General features: G+C 63.8%; 15 protein-coding genes. 3 read left to right on the top strand and 12 right to left on the bottom strand.

Annotated elements, in window-relative coordinates; all coding sequences use genetic code 11:
- Positions 1-39: 39 nt before the first annotated feature.
- Positions 40-984: a c-type cytochrome gene (locus BLR13_RS30725; protein WP_074815943.1), complete on the bottom strand. Its 945-nt coding sequence runs from the start codon at positions 982-984 to the stop codon at positions 40-42.
- Positions 985-1,149: 165 nt separating this feature from the next.
- Here BLR13_RS30725 and BLR13_RS30720 point away from each other — a divergent pair, with 165 nt between their 5' ends.
- Entirely contained in the window at positions 1,150-1,572 is a 423-nt protein-coding gene (locus tag BLR13_RS30720; RefSeq protein ID WP_074830920.1) for a CHRD domain-containing protein, read from the top strand.
- Between the two features lie 107 nt (positions 1,573-1,679).
- Here BLR13_RS30720 and BLR13_RS30715 read toward each other — a convergent pair whose 3' ends face one another.
- From BLR13_RS30715 to BLR13_RS30685, 7 genes are all read right to left on the bottom strand, one after another.
- Positions 1,680-2,129: a cytochrome c gene (locus tag BLR13_RS30715; RefSeq protein WP_074830922.1), complete on the bottom strand. Its 450-nt coding sequence runs from the start codon at positions 2,127-2,129 to the stop codon at positions 1,680-1,682.
- Between the two features lie 120 nt (positions 2,130-2,249).
- Positions 2,250-4,559 carry a xanthine dehydrogenase family protein molybdopterin-binding subunit gene (locus BLR13_RS30710; protein WP_074815947.1) on the bottom strand — a complete coding sequence of 770 codons (2,310 nt, stop codon included), beginning with the start codon at positions 4,557-4,559 and terminating at the stop codon, positions 2,250-2,252.
- A gap of 209 nt (positions 4,560-4,768) precedes the next feature.
- Positions 4,769-6,319: a murein biosynthesis integral membrane protein MurJ gene (murJ, locus tag BLR13_RS30705; protein WP_074815950.1), complete on the bottom strand. Its 1,551-nt coding sequence runs from the start codon at positions 6,317-6,319 to the stop codon at positions 4,769-4,771.
- 43 nt (positions 6,320-6,362) lie between these two features.
- On the bottom strand, positions 6,363-7,514 hold the full coding sequence (locus BLR13_RS30700) for a DegT/DnrJ/EryC1/StrS family aminotransferase (RefSeq protein WP_074815953.1): 1,152 nt from the start codon (positions 7,512-7,514) through the stop codon (positions 6,363-6,365).
- 31 nt (positions 7,515-7,545) lie between these two features.
- Entirely contained in the window at positions 7,546-8,562 is a 1,017-nt protein-coding gene (locus tag BLR13_RS30695) for a Gfo/Idh/MocA family protein (RefSeq protein ID WP_074815956.1), read from the bottom strand.
- A 178-nt stretch (positions 8,563-8,740) separates the two neighbouring features.
- Positions 8,741-10,153 carry a mannose-1-phosphate guanylyltransferase/mannose-6-phosphate isomerase gene (locus BLR13_RS30690; RefSeq protein WP_074815960.1) on the bottom strand — a complete coding sequence of 471 codons (1,413 nt, stop codon included), beginning with the start codon at positions 10,151-10,153 and terminating at the stop codon, positions 8,741-8,743.
- Positions 10,154-10,160: 7 nt separating this feature from the next.
- Positions 10,161-11,150 carry an NAD-dependent epimerase gene (locus tag BLR13_RS30685; RefSeq protein WP_074830923.1) on the bottom strand — a complete coding sequence of 330 codons (990 nt, stop codon included), beginning with the start codon at positions 11,148-11,150 and terminating at the stop codon, positions 10,161-10,163.
- Positions 11,151-11,359: 209 nt separating this feature from the next.
- Here BLR13_RS30685 and BLR13_RS30680 point away from each other — a divergent pair, with 209 nt between their 5' ends.
- The gene (locus BLR13_RS30680) at positions 11,360-12,319 is read left to right on the top strand and encodes a lysylphosphatidylglycerol synthase transmembrane domain-containing protein (protein ID WP_074815963.1); all 960 of its coding nucleotides are present in this window, start codon (positions 11,360-11,362) and stop codon (positions 12,317-12,319) included.
- Positions 12,320-12,336: 17 nt separating this feature from the next.
- Positions 12,337-13,347, top strand: a complete 1,011-nt coding sequence (locus BLR13_RS30675; protein ID WP_091976838.1) for an MraY family glycosyltransferase — start codon at positions 12,337-12,339, stop codon at positions 13,345-13,347.
- A 156-nt stretch (positions 13,348-13,503) separates the two neighbouring features.
- On the opposite strand, the gene BLR13_RS30670 is transcribed toward BLR13_RS30675, so the two are convergent.
- The 4 genes from BLR13_RS30670 to rfaD form a co-directional block, all read right to left on the bottom strand.
- The gene (locus BLR13_RS30670; protein ID WP_074815966.1) at positions 13,504-15,444 is read right to left on the bottom strand and encodes an SDR family NAD(P)-dependent oxidoreductase; all 1,941 of its coding nucleotides are present in this window, start codon (positions 15,442-15,444) and stop codon (positions 13,504-13,506) included.
- Between the two features lie 82 nt (positions 15,445-15,526).
- Positions 15,527-16,810, bottom strand: a complete 1,284-nt coding sequence (locus tag BLR13_RS30665; protein WP_074815970.1) for an O-antigen ligase family protein — start codon at positions 16,808-16,810, stop codon at positions 15,527-15,529.
- Positions 16,807-18,279, bottom strand: a complete 1,473-nt coding sequence (rfaE1, locus tag BLR13_RS30660) for a D-glycero-beta-D-manno-heptose-7-phosphate kinase (RefSeq protein ID WP_074815971.1) — start codon at positions 18,277-18,279, stop codon at positions 16,807-16,809. Before rfaE1 ends, BLR13_RS30665 begins: the two co-directional genes overlap by 4 nt.
- A gap of 107 nt (positions 18,280-18,386) precedes the next feature.
- Positions 18,387-19,364 carry an ADP-glyceromanno-heptose 6-epimerase gene (gene rfaD / locus BLR13_RS30655; RefSeq protein ID WP_074830926.1) on the bottom strand — a complete coding sequence of 326 codons (978 nt, stop codon included), beginning with the start codon at positions 19,362-19,364 and terminating at the stop codon, positions 18,387-18,389.
- Between the last annotated feature and the right edge of the window lie 10 nt (positions 19,365-19,374).

Here is a 19,374-nt window from a genome sequence, read left to right as displayed (position 1 = left end):
CGCTAGGCCGCGCACCACCTGCCTTAGCTATGGCCCGTCTCAGTTTTCGCCTGTCTTGGCCTTCTTCGGCTTCGGCGGTCCCTCAACCGGCGGCAGCGACTTGAGATATTCCGCGATGTCGGCGCGATCCGCCGCTGACAATTGCGAGGTGTTGCGGATCACGCGCACCATCGATCCTCCGGCGGTGTCGCCGTCGGGCATCTGTCCGGTTTGCAGGAAGTAGTCGATATCTTTGGCGCTCCAGTCGGCCAGCCCCTTCTGCGTGATATTGGGCACCCAGCCCTCGCCTTCCGGATTGGGTCCGCCGGCGAAGCGCTGCGCCGCTACGATGCCGCCGAGAAAATTACGCGGGCTGTGGCACTCCGCGCAATGGCCGAGACCGTTCACGAGATAGGCGCCGCGATTCCATTGCGCCGAATGCACCGCATCCGGCACGAACGTCTTGCCGTCGGTGAACAACCATTTCCACACCCCGACATTGCGGCGAACGCTGAACGGAAACGGCACGTCGTGATCGCGCACCTTGCCGGTCACCGGCGCCAGGGTTTTCAGATAGGCGAACAGGTCTCTGATGTCGTCGACCTTCGCATGCTGGTAGGACGCGTAGGGAAACGCCGGAAAATAATGCGTCCGCTCCGGCGAGGTCCCCTTCATCACCGCGGTGACGAAATCGGCCTCGGACCAGCGGCCAATGCCGTCGTTCGGATCGGGCGAGATGTTGGGCACGTAGAAGGTCCCGAACGGCGAGGTGATCGCAAGCCCGCCGCCGAGCCGCAGCCGGTCGGGCTGGTTGGGGACCGCATGGCAGGAGGAACATCCGCCGGCATTGAACGTTGTGAGGCCGTTGGCGAGATCAGGCGCACGAGAAGGAAGCGAGCTTGACGCGACGACCGCCGGGATCGTCAACCACCAGAAAATGCCGAGACCAATGCCAAGACCGGCAGCGCCGGCCAGAACAATGCCAAGGAGAATTCGTCGCAACATTCACCGATCCGTCATCAGGCGCCTCGAAGCGACGGCTAGTATGACCGGAGTCTGCGCCATAAGCTTCCATGAAATTTCAGGCATTCAACGCCGCTTCGGGAATAAATCCGAACAGGCGTTGTTTTGAGGCTGACACTGTCGTTCGTTGTCAACAGGGAGAACACCATGTCGAACAAGACCATGCTTGCCACGCTTGCGCTGGGTGCCGCGATCGCCTTTTCCGGCACCGCCTTCGCCGAGAAAATGAAGGCGACGCTGGACGGCAAGGCCGAAGTGCCGCCGAACGCCAGCGCCGGCTCCGGCACCGCCGACATCGACTACGATCCGGCCACCAAGAAGCTGAGCTGGAAGCTGACCTATACCGGCCTGTCCGGCCCCGCCACCGCCGCGCATTTCCATGGTCCCGCCGAAGCCGGCAAGAACGCCGGCGTCGCGGTCGCGATCCCGAACGCCGCGTCGAGCCCGGCCGAGGGCAGCGCCACGCTGACCGACGCGCAGGCCGCCGACCTGACGTCCGGCAAGTACTATGTCAACGTTCACACCGCAGCCAATCCGGGCGGCGAAATCCGCGGCCAAGTGATGAAGTAAGTCACCAAATCAGTGACGAAGTAGGACCGCCGGCGGGCATGTCCTGAAAATACCAAGGAGGCGGACGCATCGAGGCGTCCGCCCCCTTTTTTTCAAGGTTCAAGTCTTCACTTGAGCTTTACACGAAACGTCTCGTGGCAATCGGTGCACTTGGCCTGAATGGCGTCGAACGCGACCTTGAGGCTGGCGGCGTCCTTCACCGATCCCTTGACCTCTGCGATCGTCTTGCTGACCGGGGGCACCTTGGCATCGAAATCGGCCTTGCTCTGCCAGATCTTCTGCGATGCCCCGAAATTCGCGTCGGCGACATCTTCCTTCGGATTGGGCGTGAAGACGGTGGGGATCTTGACGACTTGCGCTTCGAGATCCGTCATGGCGGCAGTTACCGCGGCCTGATCATAGGGGATCTCGCCCTTCACCATCTTGAGCATGACCCCGTACATGCTCTTTCCCTGCGTCTTCATGAGATTCTGCTGCTGAACGGCGACATCCTGCTGCGCCAAAACCACGCCAGCACCGAGCAACAAGGCTCCTACGGCAACAACGATCCGCTTCATCCGCCAATTCTCCATCTCGCTAGCGTTTCCAAAAGACGCCGCGAACGCATTGCTGCGGCCGCGGCGGCCTGCTGTTCGAATCCCGCATGCGGAGCATTATTCCCCGCCTGCGACAAAATATCAGAGATTATGCCGCTTCTGGGCCTCTCGGATTGCGATCCAAACCCGCTCGGCGGTCGCCGGCATGTCGATGTGATCGATCTTGTACTCGCGCCACAGGCCCTCGACGATCGCATTGACCACCGCCGGACAGGAGCCGATCGCGCCCGCCTCACCGGCGCCCTTGACGCCGAGCGGATTGGTCGTGCACGGCACGTTGTGGGTTTCGAAATGGAATGACGGGCCGTCGGCCGCGCGCGGCATCGCGTAGTCCATGAACGTGCCGGTGACGAGCTGGCCGTCGGTGGTGCTATAGACCGCCTGCTCCATCAAGGCCTGACCAATCCCCTGCATCGCGCCGCCATGGACCTGGCCGGCGAGCAGCAACGGATTGAGCGTCACGCCGAAATCATCGACGATGACGTAGTTGACGATCTTGATGATGCCGGTGGCCGGATCGATTTCGACCTCGGCCAGGTGCGTGCCGTTCGGATAGGTACCGTCGGCCTGCGCAAAGGTCGCACTCGCATTCAGTTTCGCAGGGTCAACGCCCGGACGCTTCGCCAGATCGGCGAAGCTGATCGAGCGATCGGTGCCAGCAATCCGGATCCGGCCGTCGCTGACCTCGAGATCGAGCGCACTGGTCTCCAGTGCTTCGGCCGCGATCTCCTTCAGCTTGGTGCCAAGATCGCGGGTGGCGCGCTCGACGCTGACGCCGCCGGTCGGAATCGAGGCCGAGCCGCCGGTGCCGAGGCCGGTGGCGATACGGTCGGTGTCGCCCTGCAGCACGTGGACGCGCTCGGGCGGCAACCCGAACTGTTCGGCAATCAGTTGCGCGTAGGCGGTCTGATGGCCCTGCCCGCTCGACTGGGTGCCGATCAGCACGGTGACGTCCCCATTGGGATCGAGCGCGACATTGGCGGTCTCCTCACCCATGGTGCCGCACACCTCGACATAGCTCGCGAGCCCGATGCCGCGCACTAGCCCAGCCTTCTTCGCCGCCTTGGCGCGCTTGGGAAACTCCTTCCAGTTGGCGACGTCCATCGCGCGCTTCAGGTGCGCGTTGAAATCGCCGGAATCGTAGACCTTGCCGGTCGCGGTCTTGTACGGCATCGCCTTCGGCGAGATGAAATTCTTGCGCCGGATCGCATCCGGCGTCATGCCGAGCTTTCGCGCGGCCGCATCGACCAGACGTTCGATCACGTAAGCCGCCTCGGGGCGTCCGGCGCCGCGATAGGCATCGACCGGCACGGTGTTGGTGAAGACCGTGCGGACGCGGCAATGGAACGCCTGGATATCGTACAACCCGGGCAGCATGCCGGCGCCGCCGTGCGGAATGTAGGGACCGAAGGTCGACAGATAGGCGCCCATGTCGCCCATCAGATCGACGTCCATCCCTAAGAACTTGCCGTCCTCGGCCAGCGCCATCTTCGCGGTGGTGACGTTGTCGCGGCCCTGCGCGTCGCCCATGAAGTGATCGGCGCGATCGGCGGTCCATTTGATGGTCTTGCGCAGTTTGCGCGCGGCCACCGCGATCAACGCGTATTCGCGATAGGGAAACAATTTGGTGCCGAAGCCGCCGCCGACATCGGGGCAGATCACCCGCATCTTTTCCAGCGGCATCTTCAGCACCATGCCGCCGATGATTTCGCGCAGGCGGTGGCTGCCCTGGCTGCCGATGGTCAGCGTCAGGTGATCGCGCTTGGCGTCATATTCGGCGACCGCGGCGCGGGTTTCCATGAAATTGGTGACAATGCGCGGATTGACGATCGAGACTTCGGCGACCGCATGCGCCTTGGCGAAGGCCGCATCGGTCGCCTTCTTGTCGCCGATCCCGACGTCGAACAGCACGTTGCCGGGATGATTGGGCCAGACCTGCGGCGCGCCCTTCTTGATGGCGTTGACGAGACCGGCCACCGCCGGCAGCGGCGTCCATTTGACCTCGATCGCCTCGAGCGCGTCACGCGCCTGGTCGATGGTATCGGCGACCACGAACGCAACGGCGTCGCCGACGTGTCGGACCTCGTCCCTGGCAAGGATCGGATAGGGCGGGCCCGTGAACGGATCGACCTCAAGGTTGAACAGGCACGGCAGATCGCCGAGATCCTTGACGTCGTCTGCGATCAGGACCGCACCGACGCCCGGCATGCCGCGGGCCTTGCTGACGTTGATGGTGAATTTCGCGTGCGCATGCGGCGAGCGCAGCATCAGGGCGTGCATGGCGGGGGATGGCGCGTGATCGTCGGTATAGCGTCCCTTGCCGCGAATGAGCGCGTCGTCTTCCTTGCGGCGCACGCTTTGACCGACGCCAAATTTGATGGGAGCAGCCATCGTATCTCCAGTTGCAATTAGAGCGTCTTCAAGTGAAGTGGGTACCGGTTCACGCAAAGAAAACGCGTCAAACAAAAAGACAGAGCCCGATTCTCATTCAACGAACCGATCAGGCTCCGGAAGCGTTCCATATTGCAGTGGTTCGCGCGCCAGCGCAAACCGCTTCCGGCGGCCGGGCAACCGCCGAGATGCAGGAATTTTCTCTTTGTTTATTTAGACTTAGGCGGTTGACGGTCGCGCAGCAGCGAAAAGATCCAGCCCCTGCCGAACAACAGCAGGATGGAAAAGCCGTACACGAAGGCTCCGGCTGCGATCAGCAGCAGCAACGCGGTCTCGTCGCGGAACGCGCGCATCGACGCGAAATAGACCGCCGCGAATCGCGCCGTGATCCATAGACTAGCCGAGAGCACGAGGCCGGCCGCGGCAAACTTGGCCAGCGACTTGATGAAGGTCCGGTCGAACGCGAGGTAGCCCGCCCGCACCGAGAAGAACAATACCAGCAGCAGATTGATCCAGGCGCCGACGGCGGTGGCGAGCGCGAGGCCGATCTGGGCCAGCGGCGCCATCAATGCGAATTTCAGCAGCACGTTAACGGCGAGCCCGGTCAGCGAGGCCTTCACCGGCGTTGCGGTGTCCTTGCGCGCATAGAACGCCGAGACCGCGCTGCGGATCGTCACGAACGGAATGAGACCGATCGAATAGGCTGCGAGCGTCGCCCCCGCGGCCGCCGCATCGGCGCTGGTGAAGGCGCCGCGCGCAAACACGGCGCGCATGATCACGTCGGGCACGGTCAGGAATGCGGCGACGAACGGCACCGTGGCCAGCAGCGTGAATTCAAAGGCGCGGCGCTGCGACGCTGCGGCGCCGGCGTCGTCGCCCGCCGTAATCCGGCGCGACATTTCCGGCAGCAGCACGGTTCCGACGGCTATTCCGATGACGCCGATCGGCAGTTGATAAAGCCGTTCGGCATAGTAGAGCGCCGACAGCGCACCCGTGGCCAGAAATGTAGCAATGATGGTGTCGGCGAACACCGCCACCTGCGAACCCATCGACCCCAGCGTGGCGGGACCGATGGCGCGAAAGAAGGCGCGGACGTCGTCATCGAGCCGCAGCGATGCAAAGCGCGGCAGCCCGCCATGGCGGGCGAGATCGCCGGCGAGCAGGAAATATTGCAGGAAACCGGAGACCAGGACGCCCCAGGCCGCGGCGTGGCCGGCGGTCGGAAAGAACGCGGCCAGTGCCAGCGCCGCCATCATCGAAATGTTGAGCAAGATCGAGGCCGCCGCCGCGCTGGCGAAGCGGTGCATCACGTTGAGCATGCCGCCATAGAGCGTCACCATCGTGATCAGCAGCAGATAGGGAAAGGTGATGCGCGTCAGCTCGATCGCCAACCGCCGCTGCTCGGGATCGGCGCTGAAGCCTGGCGCCAGAATGTCAAGCGCCTGCGGCATGAACAGCCACGCCACGGCCAGCAGAACCACCTGCGACAAAAACAGCAGCGTAAAGATGCGGTCGGCAAACAATCGCGCCGAGGCCTCGCCGCCCTTGCCGTGAACATGCGCGTAGGCCGGAATGAAGGCGGTGTTGAAGGCGCCCTCGGCAAAGATGGCGCGAAAACTGTTCGGCAGGCGCAGCGCCACGAAGAACGCGTCCGCGATCGGGCCGGCGCCGAGGATCGCGGCCAGCATGATCGAGCTCGCAAAGCCGGTGAGCCGCGAAAGAAGCGTATAGCCGCCGACGGTGAAGATGCGTCCGAGCATGCGCCGCTTCTATCCTATCCAGCGGCGCCGCAAAACGACGAAATCAGGCAGAAAGTGCGTCGCGCACCGCCTTGACGACCCGTTCCTGGGTCGGCTCGTCGAGATAGGCATGAACCGGCAGGCTGATGACGTCGCTGGACAAGCTCTCGCTGGCCGGCAGGCCGCCCTCGGCGACCGGGAAGTTTCGGTAGGCGGTCTGCTGATGGACCGACTTGGTATAATAGATCGCGGTGGGAATTCCCTGCGCCTTCAGGCTGTCGGCGAAGCTGGTGCGATCGGTGCCCTTTGGCAGCCGGATGGTATAGCAGGCCCAGATCGAACTGCAGCCCGGCGCCAGCCGCGGCACGGTCACGAGGTTGCCGAGACCTCGCGCATAACGCTCTGCCACGGCATTGCGCGCCGCGATCTCGTCTTCGAAAATCTTCAGCTTCTCGATCAGAACCGCGGCCTGAATGGTATCGAGCCGCCCGGTGAGCCCGAGGCGGACGTTGTCGTATTTGTCCGAACCCTGGCCGTGGACGCGAATGCTGCGCAGCGTATCGGCCAGTTCGTCGTCGTCGGTGAAGATCGCGCCACCGTCGCCGTAGCAGCCGAGAGGTTTGGCCGGGAAGAAGCTCGTCGCCGTCGCCAGGCCAAAGGTGCCGAGCTTGCGGCCTTTATAGCTGGCGCCAAAACCCTGCGCAGCGTCATCGAGCACGAACAGGCCCTCGGCCGCCGCGATCGCGGCGATCGCGTCATGGTCGGCGCTCTGCCCGAACAGGTCGACCGGAATCACGGCGCGCGGCTTCAGGCCGTGCTGCCGCGCCGTGGCGATGCCGCGCTTCAGCGAGCCGGCATCGATGTTGAACGTGGTCTCGTCGACGTCGACGAAGACAGGCGTTGCTCCAGTCAGCGCTACCGCCTCGCCGGTCGCGCTGAACGTGAACGACGGGCATAGCACGGCGTCGCCGGGACCGACCTGTTTGGCCATCAGCACCATCAGCAGTGCGTCGGTGCCGCTGGCGCAGCTCACCACATGCTTGGCGCCGGAGAATTCCGCGAGTGCGGCTTCGAGCGCCGTCACTTCGGGGCCGCTGATGAACTGGCAATGGTTGAGCACGCGGGACACGGCGTCATCGATCGATTTGCCGAGCCGGCGGCGCTGCGCGGCGATATCGATGAAGGGAACGGGTTCTGGACGCATGTGCTGGTTCATGGAGGCCTGCAGGGATCGGAAAGCGGGTAATTCAGCCGACGATGCGGCGCGGTCCCTTGCGCGCGGCGTTCGCCGCGGGCTTGGGGGGCTGCTCGAGGCAACGGATGGCGATCGCGAGACTGGCGACACCCTCGTCGCCGGAAACCGCCGGCACGTCGCCGGTGCGTACCGCACTGAGGAACGCGATCAGCTCGGCGCGCAGCGGTTCGTCATGGCCGACCGGCAGATGGCGCATCGAATAGCTGCCGTCGGGCTTGAAGCCGAAGCACTCCGTCACCTGGCGGGTCAACAGATCGCCCATCACATATTTGCCGCGGGTCGCAACCGTGACGTTGCGCGCCTTGAACGGCGTCAGCCAGTTGGTGTTGATGTGGGCGAGCACGCCGGAGGCGGTGCGGAACTGCAACAGCGCGATGTCCTCGCGCTCGGCGACCGCGCTGGACAGCTGCGGCTGCACCTCGACGATGTCGGATTCGGTGAACCAGCGGATCAGGTCGATATCATGCACGGCGAGGTCGATGACGACGCCTACATTCGACATCCGCGGCGGAAACGGTCCGACGCGGGTGATGCCGATGGAAAGAATGTCCTCGCCCGAGATCGCCTGCTTGATCGCGGCGACCGCCGGATTGAAGCGCTCGACATGACCGACCATCAGCGTCACGCCGGCACTGCGCGCCGCGGAGACGATATCCTCGCCCTCCTCGACCGTGGAGGCGACAGGCTTCTCGACCAGGATATGGATGTTGCGCGTGATGCAGGCGAGCGCGATCTCGTGGTGGAGATGCGTCGGCGCCGCAATCGTTATCGCGTCGACGCCTTCGTCGAACAGTTCTTCGAGGCTCGCGAATGCGCGGCAACCGACAAGTGCGGTGGCGCGCGCGCGGTGTTCCGGCAATGGGTCGACGATGCCGACCAGCGTCACGTCGGGCAGACCTGCCAGCACGCGGGCATGGTTGCTGCCCATGACGCCTGCGCCGACCACGCCAACGCGCAAGTCGCGCCGCGCGTCGCTCTTCGCGTCGGATGCGGACCCTTTGGAATTCATGTCGTCGACCCCAAGTAGTATTTCGCCAAGATAGCGCCCCGGCGGTTCTCTAGCACGCCGCCCTACATGTGGCGAATGCCATCAACCTTTTCCGGACACGTTTTGATTCAAAGAGTTACATCGCCCGGACGGGGGCGAAAGCCGAAATCCCGCAAGATGACCTCACGGTCCCGGCCGTTCAGGTGCGCCGATAGTCATCCTCAATACGGATGATGTCGTCCTCGCCGAAATAGCTTCCGGTCTGCACCTCGATCAGTTCGAGCTGGATCTTGCCGGGATTCTCCAGCCGGTGCACGGCGCCGATCGGGATGTAGATCGACTCGTTCTCGTGCACGGTCTTGACCAGCTCGTTGACCGTCACCTGGGCCGTTCCACGCACCACGATCCAGTGCTCGGAGCGATGGTGGTGCTTCTGCAGCGACAGCCGCCCGCCCGGCTTGACGATGATGCGCTTGACCTGGTGGCGGTCGCCATTGTCGACCGATTGATAGGATCCCCAGGGACGGTGAACCCGGATATGATCCTCGGTGACCTGCGGCGCCACGGTCTTCAGCTTGGCGACCAGACGTTTCAGTCCGTTGGCGTCCTTTTGCCGGGACACCAGCACCGCATCCTGGGTCGCGACCACGACGAGATCGTCGACGCCTTCGAGCGCGACCAGCGCCCGGTCGGTCACCACGTTGCAATTGCGGGAGTCCTCGAACACCGCAGCACCCCGCGCCGCGTTGCCGTCACTGTCCTTGTCGGACAATTCCCACACCGCGTGCCAGGAGCCGACATCGGACCAGCCGCACGCCACCGGCACTACCGCGGCGCGCACGGTTTTTTCCATCACCGCATAGTCGATCGAGATCGATTTCGCCGATCCGAACGCGGCCTCGTCGAGCTTGACGAATCCGAGGTCGGTGCCTGCCTTCGCCACCGCATTGCCGACCGCCTCGACACTGTCGGCATCGACGGTGCGATACTCGTCGAGCAGCACGGCGGCGCGGAACATGAAATTGCCACTGTTCCAGAAGTAACCGGCCTTGATATAGCCGGCCGCCGTCGCCGGATCCGGCTTCTCGACGAACTTCGTCACGGCGCGAACCTTGCCGGCAATGACTTCGCCGGGGTTGATGTAGCCGTATTCGGTGGCGGCGCGCTCGGGCTGCACGCCGAAGGTCACGATGTGGCCGGCTTCCGCCGCAGCCAGCCCCTCGCGGCAGGCGGCGAGAAAGGCGGGCGTGTCGCGAACCACGTGATCGGCGGCAAGCGCCAGCACGATCGCGTCGTTGTCGCGCGCCTGCGCAAAGGCGGCGCCGGCTGCGATCGCAGGCCCGGAATCGCGGCGCATCGGCTCGAGCAGCACGTCGGCCTCGAGGCCGATCTCGGCAAGCTGTTCGAGCACCATGAAGCGATAGGCATTGTTGGTGATGACGACCGGACGTTCGAACAGCGCGGTGTCGGAAACCCGCAGGATCGTATCCTGGAACGTCGAACGCGCGCCGAACAGGGGTAGGAACTGCTTGGGATGGACTTCGCGCGAGGCCGGCCACAGCCGCGTGCCGGCGCCGCCGCACATGATCAGGGGAATAATTCGTCGGTTCATCGGCGCCTCAAATTCTGTAGTGGTCGCGATACCAGGCGACAAATTCGCGAAGCCCGTCCTCGATCGACGTCTGCGGCCGGAAACCGGTATCGCGCATCAACTCGGTGACATCGGCGAAGGTCTCGGTGACGTCCCCGGGCTGCATCGGCAACATCTCCGTAACGGCGACGCGGCCCAGTTCCCGCTCCAGAACCGCTACCACATGGGTCAGTTCTTCCGGATGATTGTTGCCAACATTGTAAATCCGCGCCGGCGCACCGGCGGTCGGGCCGGCGTCGCGCGGGGCCTGATCGACCAGCCGCAGGATCGCGCTGGTAACATCGTCGATATAGGTAAAATCGCGCCGCATTTTGCCATGGTTAAAGAGCTTGATCGGGGTGCCCTCGAGAATCGCTTTGGTAAACGTGAAAATCGCCATATCGGGCCGTCCCCACGGCCCGTAAATGGTAAAAAACCGCAAACCCGTCACCGGCAGCCGATAGAGGTGGCTGTAGGAATGCGCGATCAGTTCGTTGGCCTTTTTCGTCGCGGCATAAAGACTGATCGGGTGATCGGTCTTGTCATCGACCGAGAACGGCAGCTTGGTGTTGGCGCCGTAGATCGACGACGAAGACGCATAGACCAGATGGCCGCATCCATGATGCCGGCAGCCCTCCAGCACGTTGACGAAGCCCTCGAGATTGGCGTCGACATAGGCATGCGGATGGTCGATCGAATAACGCACCCCGGCCTGCGCCGCGAGATGCACCACCCGGGCGAACCGATGCCTGGCGAACAGCAGCGCCATCGCGGGGCGATCGGCAAGATCGGTCCGTTCGAACGAAAACCGCTGCTCGCGGTGCAGGACGTCCAGGCGGGCCGTTTTGAGCGCCGGATCGTAATAGTCGTTAAGATTGTCCAGCCCGACCACGGTGCAGCCTTCGGCCAGCAGCCGGCGGGCGACGTGGAAGCCGATGAAACCCGCGGCCCCGGTGACCAATATTGTCTGATCCGACATCATATCCTTGATATCCTTGCACCGACCGGTTCGCGCCTGCCGTTCCGTTCCGGGCCTCTTTACCCGCCGCGTCGAGGGTCCCGCAATACTTACCCGCGCCGCTATTGCCAGATTGGGCTTAAAACCATACCAAGGCGCCGAAGTTCGGCGCCCGGCGCCGATTTGCACCCTTTTTGGCATCCCTCTCAAACCTGGCAAGCGCGAACGAGATGCGCCGGATTCTGCTTTCAGCCGTCAAGATTTTGATCTCCGCCGCGCTGCTCTACTTCTCGCTGCGCAAGGTCAATCTGTACGATCTCGCCTCGCGGCTTAATGTCGAGAGTCTGGGCTGGATCGCATTGGCGATCGCGGTGCTGTTTCTGCAGATCTTCATCGGCGTCTTGCGCTGGCGCGAGATCAGTTCGGAATGCGGCGCGCCGATCGAGGTCAGGCAGGGGATGCGCTTCAACCTGATCGGAACCTTCTTCAACCAGACCCTGCCGTCCTCGATCGGCGGCGACGCGGTGCGGCTCTGGCTGGTCGCGCGTGCCGGCGCCGGCTGGCGGGCGGCGACCTATTCGATCTTCATCGACCGCGCCATCGGCCTGATTGCGCTTGCGATCGTCATCGTTGCCAGCCTGCCGTGGAGCTACAACCTCATCACCGATCCCGCCGGGCGGTCCGCGCTGCTGCTGGTCGATTTTGCGGCGCTGGCGGCCGGTCTCGGATTTCTGGTGCTCGGCATGCTACCCTTTCCGTGGCTGAAGACCTGGTGGGTAACGCATCACGTTTACGCCTGTGCGGTGATCGCCAACCGTGTCATCTTCAGCCGGGATCGCGGACCAAAAATTGCAGTCCTGTCCATACTCGTTCACGTGCTCGCCGTTGTGATCGCCTGGTGCGTGGTGCAATCGATTGCCGCGCCCGTGCTGTTCAGCCAGGTCTTCCAGCTGATGCCGCCGGTGATGCTGATCACGATGCTGCCGATATCGATCGCCGGCTGGGGCGTTCGCGAGGCCACCATGGGGCTGGCCTTCGGCTATGCCGGGCTGATGGTCAATGAAGGCGTCAACATGTCGCTGCTGTTCGGCGCGGTATCGTTCCTGGTCGGGATCTTCGGCGGGCTGGTGTGGATTTTCAGCCCAGAAAAGGCGGCGCAGGGCGAAGCACCGATCGAAGTTCCGAAATAAACTCAGCACCAGATAGAATGACCCATTCGGAACCATATCTTTCGTTCGCCGCCACAATTTTGGCCTTGCTGCTCTCGTCGGCCTTCACTATGGCGATCCGCCCGCTGATGCTGCGGCATGTTGTGGCAAAACCCAACGCGCGCTCATCCCACCGAACCCCCACGCCGCAGGGCGCCGGGATCGCGGTGATCGCCGCAACGCTGATCGTAGCAGGCGCTGTCACTGCGCTTGCCGGCACATCGGCCATGAAAATCCCCGCCATCGTGTTCGCCGCAACGCTGTTCATCGCAGCCATCGGCCTTGCCGATGACGTCCATTCGATTCCAGTGCTGCCGCGGCTGCTGCTGCAAGCGGCGTCGGTCGCGGCCATCGTCTTTTCCGCACCCGAGAACTTGCGGATCGTTGACGCTGCTCCGCTCTGGATCGAACGCGGCCTCGTGCTGCTGGCCGGGCTCTGGTTCGTGAACCTCGTCAACTTCATGGACGGGCTCGACCTGATGACGGCCGCAGAGGCCGTACCCATAAGCGCCGCCATCGCCCTGCTCGGCTGGCTCGGCGAGGTGCCGGCATCGACAACGATTGTCGCCGCCGCGCTGTGCGGCGCGCTGCTCGGCTTCACGCCGTTTAACCGGCCGGTGGCGAAGATCTTTCTCGGCGACGTCGGCAGCCTGCCGATCGGCCTGTTGCTCGGCTGGTGCCTGGCGCAACTGGCCTGGCACCAGCAACTCGCCGCTTGCGTGCTGCTGCCACTGTATTACCTGACCGATGCCACCTTGACGCTCGCCCGCCGCATGATCAGGCACGAGCCATTCTGGGCCGCGCATCGCTCACACTACTACCAGCGGGCCACCGACAACGGCTTTACGGTGTGGCAGGTGGTCAGCCATGTTTTCGCGCTCAACGTGGTGCTGGCAGCGCTCGCGATCGCATCGACCCGGCTGCAGTCCCCTGTTGCCGTGATCCTGCTCCTCGCCGCGGGCGCGCTGGCGGTTGTGCTGACACTCTATCGGTTCTCGCGCCCGAAATAATTATAGCGCTTTCGAGCGAAGCATGCCCTCGGACTTGATCCGGGGGTGGACGCCGGTTCGCGTCAAGAAAACGCGTCAAAACAAAAGAGCAGAGCCCGGTTCTGATTCAATCAGAACCGAAAAGGCTCTGGCGCCGCGCAGGATCAAGGATCCGGCTCACAGCGCCGCCGAAGACTCCGAGCTTCCCTCGCCCGCAGCCGCCCCGAACTCGGGCACCGCATCCTTCAGCACGGCCTTGATGGTGGCGCGGTCGTTCGCTGCAATCGCCGCTTCGAGTTCTGCGAGCCATTTGCGCAATGTCTGCATCGGAGGTTCGTTCGGTTTGGCCGCCATGATGCCGGCGATTCCGATATCCACGGTCGGCTCTTCGCTCGCGAACAGGATCTCGTTCAGCCGCTCGCCCGGCCGCATTCCGCTGAACACCACTTCGATATCGAAGCCTGGTTCGAGACCCGACAGGCGGATCATCCGCTCGGCGAGGTCCACGATCTTGACCGGCTGCCCCATCTCGAGGACGTAGACCGAGACGTCGGGTCGCGTCGGCGCGAGCGCATGGGTCGCGGCCGTAATCACCAGATCGCAAGCTTCGCGGATGGTCATGAAATACCTGATCATGTCCGGATGGGTAACCGTGACCGGTCCGCCCGCCTCGATCTGTGCCTTGAACTTCGGCACCACCGAGCCGTTCGAGGCCAGAACATTGCCGAATCGCACCGAGATCAGACGCATCCGCGGCTTGCCGGCCGATTGCGTCACCAGGTCGTGATCGAGCGCCTGGCAATACATTTCGGCAAAGCGCTTGGTCAGGCCAAGCATCGACACCGGCTCGATCGCCTTGTCGGTCGAGATCATCACCATCGCCTCGGCGCCCGCCGCCAGCGCCGCGTCGGCAACGTTGACCGATCCGAAGATGTTGGTCTTGACGCCCTCGCTCCAGTCGCGCTCGAGGATTGGGACATGCTTCAGCGCGGCCGCATGGAACACGATGTCCGGCCTGAACTCGCTCATGAGGTGCATGACACGTTCGCGATCTCGAATATCCGCGATGCGGCCTTCGATGACCGGGCCGGTTGCGCGCGCAGCCAGCGCCTCCGTCACCGCGTAGAGCGCCGGCTCCGAATTCTCGATCACCAGCAGCCGCGCTGCACCGAAAGTCGCGACGCGTTCGCAAATCTCCGAGCCGATCGAGCCGCCCCCGCCGGTCACGATGACCGCCTTTCCGTTCACCAGCGCCTCGAGCCGCGCGTAGTCGATCTTCTCGCTCGGGCGCAGCAGCAGATCCTCGACCGCAACATTGGTCAGCCGCGGCGCATCGCCCTCCAGGGAAGGCAGGCGGCTGACGATGAGGCCAAGCCGCTTGGCGCGCATCAGTGCCGCGTCGGGATGCGCGTCCGGCTCGAACGCCGACGGGGTCAGCACCACACGCTTGATCGGCTTCTCGCGGGCCGCAAAGTCGCGAGTCACGTTCTCGATGTCGTCGATACCGCCGACCACCGGAATGTTGCGGATCGACTGGCCGCGGTCCGCCGCGGAGGGCGACAGCACGCCGACCGGCCAAATCCCCCTGATGGCGCCGTTCTCGATACCGCGCAACACGACCTCAGCGTCGGCTGCGCGGCCGATCAGCAGCGTCCGCGGCGCATTTTCGGCGCGGGCATGGTGCCTGGTCCGCGAATAGCGGAAATAGCGATAGGCGAAGCGTAGGGCGCTCAGCGAAAATATCTCGATGAACCAGTAGAGCACGATGGTGATGCGGCCGAAAAACACCTGGCCGCTGCTCGGTGCGGCGAAAATGAAGATGTAGTCGACCACCACGAGGGCTACGGTCAGCACCGAGGCGACGCGCAGGATGTTCAGGGCGTCCGGCAGTGAGATGAAGCGCCACTTGGTCGTGGTCAGGTTGAAGACGTAGCAAATCACCACGCTGAAAACGACGAAATAGGGCAGCACGTGCAGCAGCCGCGGCAGCCGGGCGAAGAAGCCTTGGCCGCCTTCGAACCGCACATAAAAGCTCGCCAGCAAGGCAAACGCCGTCGCCAGCGCGTCGTGCGACGCGATCAGGAAATTGCGCAGGGTCAATCGTGAAAATGGCGTCATATATCAACCAAACGGAACCGGCGGCCAAATTCCCAGAAGTCTCGCGCCGCTGATAGCTCATCTTCTGCGTGCCTGCCAGCGGTCATGACCTGACGGTGTCCGGCGGTTCCGGCGCCGCCCCGGCCGATTTCGCACGCAGCACCATGCCTGCGGCAACGCCGACTCCCAGGACATACATCCAGCCCTCGTGAAAATCGAATAGATGAGAGTTGAACAGCGAGGAAAAAATGTTCTGCAGCACGACCATCAGGCCGATCCACGCCGCCAGGCCCTCGCCGCGGAACAGCATCAGATGCACCAGCCACAGTGCATAGAGGACGACGATCCCGACGCTGCCCCACTGCACCGCCACGTTCAGCGTCTGGTTATGCGGATTGTCGATGATATAGCCGGTGGCCGAGCCCTCGAATCCGACCGAGGCCCGCTGGAACAGGCCTCGCGTCGAGCCGGTGCCGTGACCGATCACCGGCGCCTCGGTGAAAAACCGGAGCGACTTCTGCCAGTACTGCAGCCGCAGCCCGACCGATGTCGGCTTGTTCTCCTCCTTGTAGACCTGATACTCGTCGGAAAATCTGGCAATGGTCTCCCGCAACTGCGGTGAGGCCAGCCAGGCGAGGCCGGCGAGCACGATCATCGCGCCAATGATAATGGCGCTGGTCCGCCGCCGCAGATGAAGCAGCGCGAATACCGCCAGCATGACCGGCAGCGTCACCATCGCGGTGCGCGACACGATCACAAACGCCATGTTGAGGATGAAGCTGGCGGCGATCGCCGCCAGCAACAGCGCCTGCCGGGTCTTGCCCTTCCGCAGCAGCGTGACGACGGGATAGGCCAGCACGATGGCGCAGAGCGCGAATTCCTGGCTCTGGTCGATGTAGTTTTTGACGAAGATGCCGCGCTCGTCATTGAACTGCCTGAGCGTCAGACCGGGATACAGCGTCACGAGCCACGACATCAGCATCATCAGCACGCAGGAAATCAGGAAAGCCGTGAACACCCACATGCCGCGCGCCGAGCGCTCGAAATGATAGACCAGCAGCGGCAGCACCACGAGCTTGGCAAGGGGACCAATCGCATAGCTGCGCGCACCCCATGGCGCATCCGACCACAAAGTTCCAACGACGGCGAGTGCGAATAACGCAATCGGCAGCGCACTGACCGGCCGCCGCAGCGAGTCCATGAATACCCGCCATTCGATCGTCGGCGCCATCGTCAACACGAAGACCACCCCGAAAATGCCGACCAGCGAGGTCGACCAGGGCAGCGACAGCGCAATCAGCACCGCGACGATATCGCTCGCTTTCGACCACAAAACGGGATCGCGCCATGCCGCCAGACGCGAAGGCAGGGTTGCCGTGACGTTCACGCCTTGCCTCCACGCGCGCGCTCGACCAGGGACGTGGTGCTGTGACCCGCCAGGATGTCAACCAGCAGCACTTCACCGCCGCAGGCCTCGACGATCTCGTAGCCGACGACCTGCTCGCGGGTGTAGTCGCCGCCCTTGACCAGCACGCTCGGCCGCACCTTCGTGATCAGCTCAATCGGCGTGTCTTCCTCGAAGATCGCGACGAGATCGACAGCCTCCAGCGCCGCCAGCACCTCGGCGCGGGCGCGTTCGTCCTGCACCGGCCGTCCCTCGCCCTTCAGCCGCTTTACGGAAGCATCGCTGTTGAGGCCGACGATCAGGCGATCGCAGGCGCCGCGCGCGGCCGTCAGTACTTTCACATGACCGGGATGCAGAATGTCGAAACAGCCATTGGTGAAGCCGATGCGCAGGCCCTGCCGGCGCCAGTCCGAAACATGGATGTCGAGGTCGCCACCGGCCGCCACGATCTTGTCCTCGGCGGCCAGGGACGCATGCGGCAGGATTTTTCGCCGCAGTTCGGCCGGCGTGACGGTGGCGGTGCCCTTCTTGCTGACCGCAACGGCGGCGGCGGCATTCGCCATCCGCAGCGCGGTCTCCCAGTCGGCGTTGGCGGCGAGCGTCAGCGCCAGCACCGCAGCGACGGTGTCGCCGGCACCCGAGACGTCGCGCACCTTGACCGGCAGCGCCGGGACATGGATCGCATCGCCCGCGCGCACCACCAGTGTCATGCCGTGCTCGCTTTGTGTCACCAGCATGGCCTCGCAATCGGCGAGATACATGGCGTCCTGGGCGGCGTCGGCAATGCTCTTGTCGGAATCGGCGCGGCTGCGGGTGGCTTCGGCAAATTCCTTGCGGTTCGGCGTCAACAGCGTGGCGCCGCGATAGATCGCGAAATTGGCGCTCTTGGGATCGACGATCACCCGCTTGCCGAGTTTTTTGGCGGTATCGATGGTATTGCGGATCACGCGCGCGGTCAGCACGCCCTTGGCATAGTCCGACAGCAGCACGATGTCGGCGCGCACGATCAGCGGCAGAATGGCGTCGATCAGCTTCTGCTCGACGTCGGCCGTAGCCGGCAGCGCCTGCTCCCAGTCGGCGCGCAGCATGTGGCTGGAAAAATGCTCGGAGACGAAGCGCACCTTGCGCGTCGTCGGGCGGCTTGCATCGGCAACCAGCACCGCCTCGATACGGCTTTCCTTCGCCAGTTCGGCTTTCAGCCTCATACCTGCCTCGTCCTCGCCGACGAGGCCGACGAAAATGCAGCGCGCGCCGAGCGAAGCGACATTGCGCGCGACGTTGCCGGCGCCACCGATATTGGTCTCGCTGCGCTGGACCGCAATCACCGCCGCAGGCGCTTCCGGCGAAATCCGCGACACCTCGCCATAGACGAATTCGTCGAGCATGAGGTCGCCGATGCAGAGCACGGTGCGGCCGGTGATCGCTTGGCTCAGGGCTTCAAAATCGAACATCTGGTTCCGTTACTGTTTTTTGTTTGAGCATGATCTCCGGGCAAGCGCTTCGCGCTTGTCCCGAGGAAAACCGGTTCCCACTTTTCCGGATCATGCTCGTTGGCCCGTCAGCGAAAGCGATCGGTGCAGTCGAGAAAACCCTTCACGTAAGTCTCGACCGCGTGTTCCAGCGCGGTGAAGCCGCCGTTATAACCGGCGTGCTGCAGCCGATCGACCTCGCTCTGGGTGAAGTATTGATAGCTGCCGCGGATCGCCTCGGGCATGTCGATATACTGGATGTTCGGCCTGGTGCCGAGCGCCGTATAGGCCGACAGCATCAGATCGCGAAAGCTGCGTGCGGTGCCGGTGCCGACGTTGAACAGCCCGCTCACCGAGGGCGTCGCCACCAGCCACATCATGACGCGCACGACGTCGTCGACATAGATGAAATCGCGGCGCTGGTCGCCGTCGGCGATGCCTTCGCGGTGGGACTTGAACAGTTGCACGGGACGCCCGGCCCTGATGTCGTCGAAGCGCCGCGCCAGCACGCTCATCATCGTGCCCTTGTGATATTCGTTCGGACCGAACACGTTGAAGAACTTCAACCCGGCCCATTGCGGCGGCAGCCGCTCGCTGCGCGCGGCGCGCTCGGCAACCGCCATGTCGAACAGATGCTTGCTCCAGCCGTATAGGTTCATCGGCCGCAGCTTCTTCAGCGCATCGATCGACGCGTCGTCGTCAAATCCCTGGTCGCCGTCGCCGTACGTCGCCGCCGAGGAAGCGTAGATCAGCGGGGTTGCGTTCGCCGTGCACCAGTCGAGCAGCCGCAGCGACAGCCGGAAATTGGTTTCAATGACGAGGTCGCCGTCGGTCGCCGTGGTCTCGGAGATGGCGCCAAGATGGATGACGGCGTCGAGCCGGCGGCCCTTCAGCCAGTCCATCAGCTCGGACGGCGGCACGAAATCGGCGAGCCGGCGCTTGGCCAGATTGCGCCATTTGCCGTCATGGCCGAGCACGTCGCAGACCGCCACGTCCCGGCCGGCGTCGTTCAACGCGGCCACGACGTTCGATCCGATAAAACCGGCTCCCCCGGTCACCAGTAGCATGCCGTCCCCT

It is taken from the genome of Bradyrhizobium ottawaense (genome assembly GCF_900099825.1).
In the GTDB taxonomy this organism is placed as follows: Bacteria; Pseudomonadota; Alphaproteobacteria; order Rhizobiales; family Xanthobacteraceae; genus Bradyrhizobium; species Bradyrhizobium ottawaense_A.
This window is presented reverse-complemented; position numbering and strand designations above follow the sequence as displayed.

What these genes read in the sequence shown, in the direction of transcription:
- BLR13_RS30695 (WP_074815956.1), bottom strand. Translation starts at nt 8,562, where the DNA reads ATGAATTCCAAAGGGTCCGCATCCGACGCGAAGAGCGACGCGCGGCGC.
- BLR13_RS30700 (WP_074815953.1), bottom strand. Translation starts at nt 7,514, where the DNA reads ATGAACCAGCACATGCGTCCAGAACCCGTTCCCTTCATCGATATCGCC.
- BLR13_RS30715 (WP_074830922.1), bottom strand. Translation starts at nt 2,129, where the DNA reads ATGAAGCGGATCGTTGTTGCCGTAGGAGCCTTGTTGCTCGGTGCTGGC.
- murJ (WP_074815950.1), bottom strand. Translation starts at nt 6,319, where the DNA reads ATGCTCGGACGCATCTTCACCGTCGGCGGCTATACGCTTCTTTCGCGG.
- BLR13_RS30680 (WP_074815963.1), top strand. Translation starts at nt 11,360, where the DNA reads ATGCGCCGGATTCTGCTTTCAGCCGTCAAGATTTTGATCTCCGCCGCG.
- BLR13_RS30670 (WP_074815966.1), bottom strand. Translation starts at nt 15,444, where the DNA reads ATGACGCCATTTTCACGATTGACCCTGCGCAATTTCCTGATCGCGTCG.
- BLR13_RS30685 (WP_074830923.1), bottom strand. Translation starts at nt 11,150, where the DNA reads ATGTCGGATCAGACAATATTGGTCACCGGGGCCGCGGGTTTCATCGGC.
- BLR13_RS30720 (WP_074830920.1), top strand. Translation starts at nt 1,150, where the DNA reads ATGTCGAACAAGACCATGCTTGCCACGCTTGCGCTGGGTGCCGCGATC.
- BLR13_RS30690 (WP_074815960.1), bottom strand. Translation starts at nt 10,153, where the DNA reads ATGAACCGACGAATTATTCCCCTGATCATGTGCGGCGGCGCCGGCACG.
- rfaD (WP_074830926.1), bottom strand. Translation starts at nt 19,364, where the DNA reads ATGCTACTGGTGACCGGGGGAGCCGGTTTTATCGGATCGAACGTCGTG.
- BLR13_RS30725 (WP_074815943.1), bottom strand. Translation starts at nt 984, where the DNA reads ATGTTGCGACGAATTCTCCTTGGCATTGTTCTGGCCGGCGCTGCCGGT.
- BLR13_RS30710 (WP_074815947.1), bottom strand. Translation starts at nt 4,559, where the DNA reads ATGGCTGCTCCCATCAAATTTGGCGTCGGTCAAAGCGTGCGCCGCAAG.
- rfaE1 (WP_074815971.1), bottom strand. Translation starts at nt 18,279, where the DNA reads ATGTTCGATTTTGAAGCCCTGAGCCAAGCGATCACCGGCCGCACCGTG.
- BLR13_RS30675 (WP_091976838.1), top strand. Translation starts at nt 12,337, where the DNA reads ATGACCCATTCGGAACCATATCTTTCGTTCGCCGCCACAATTTTGGCC.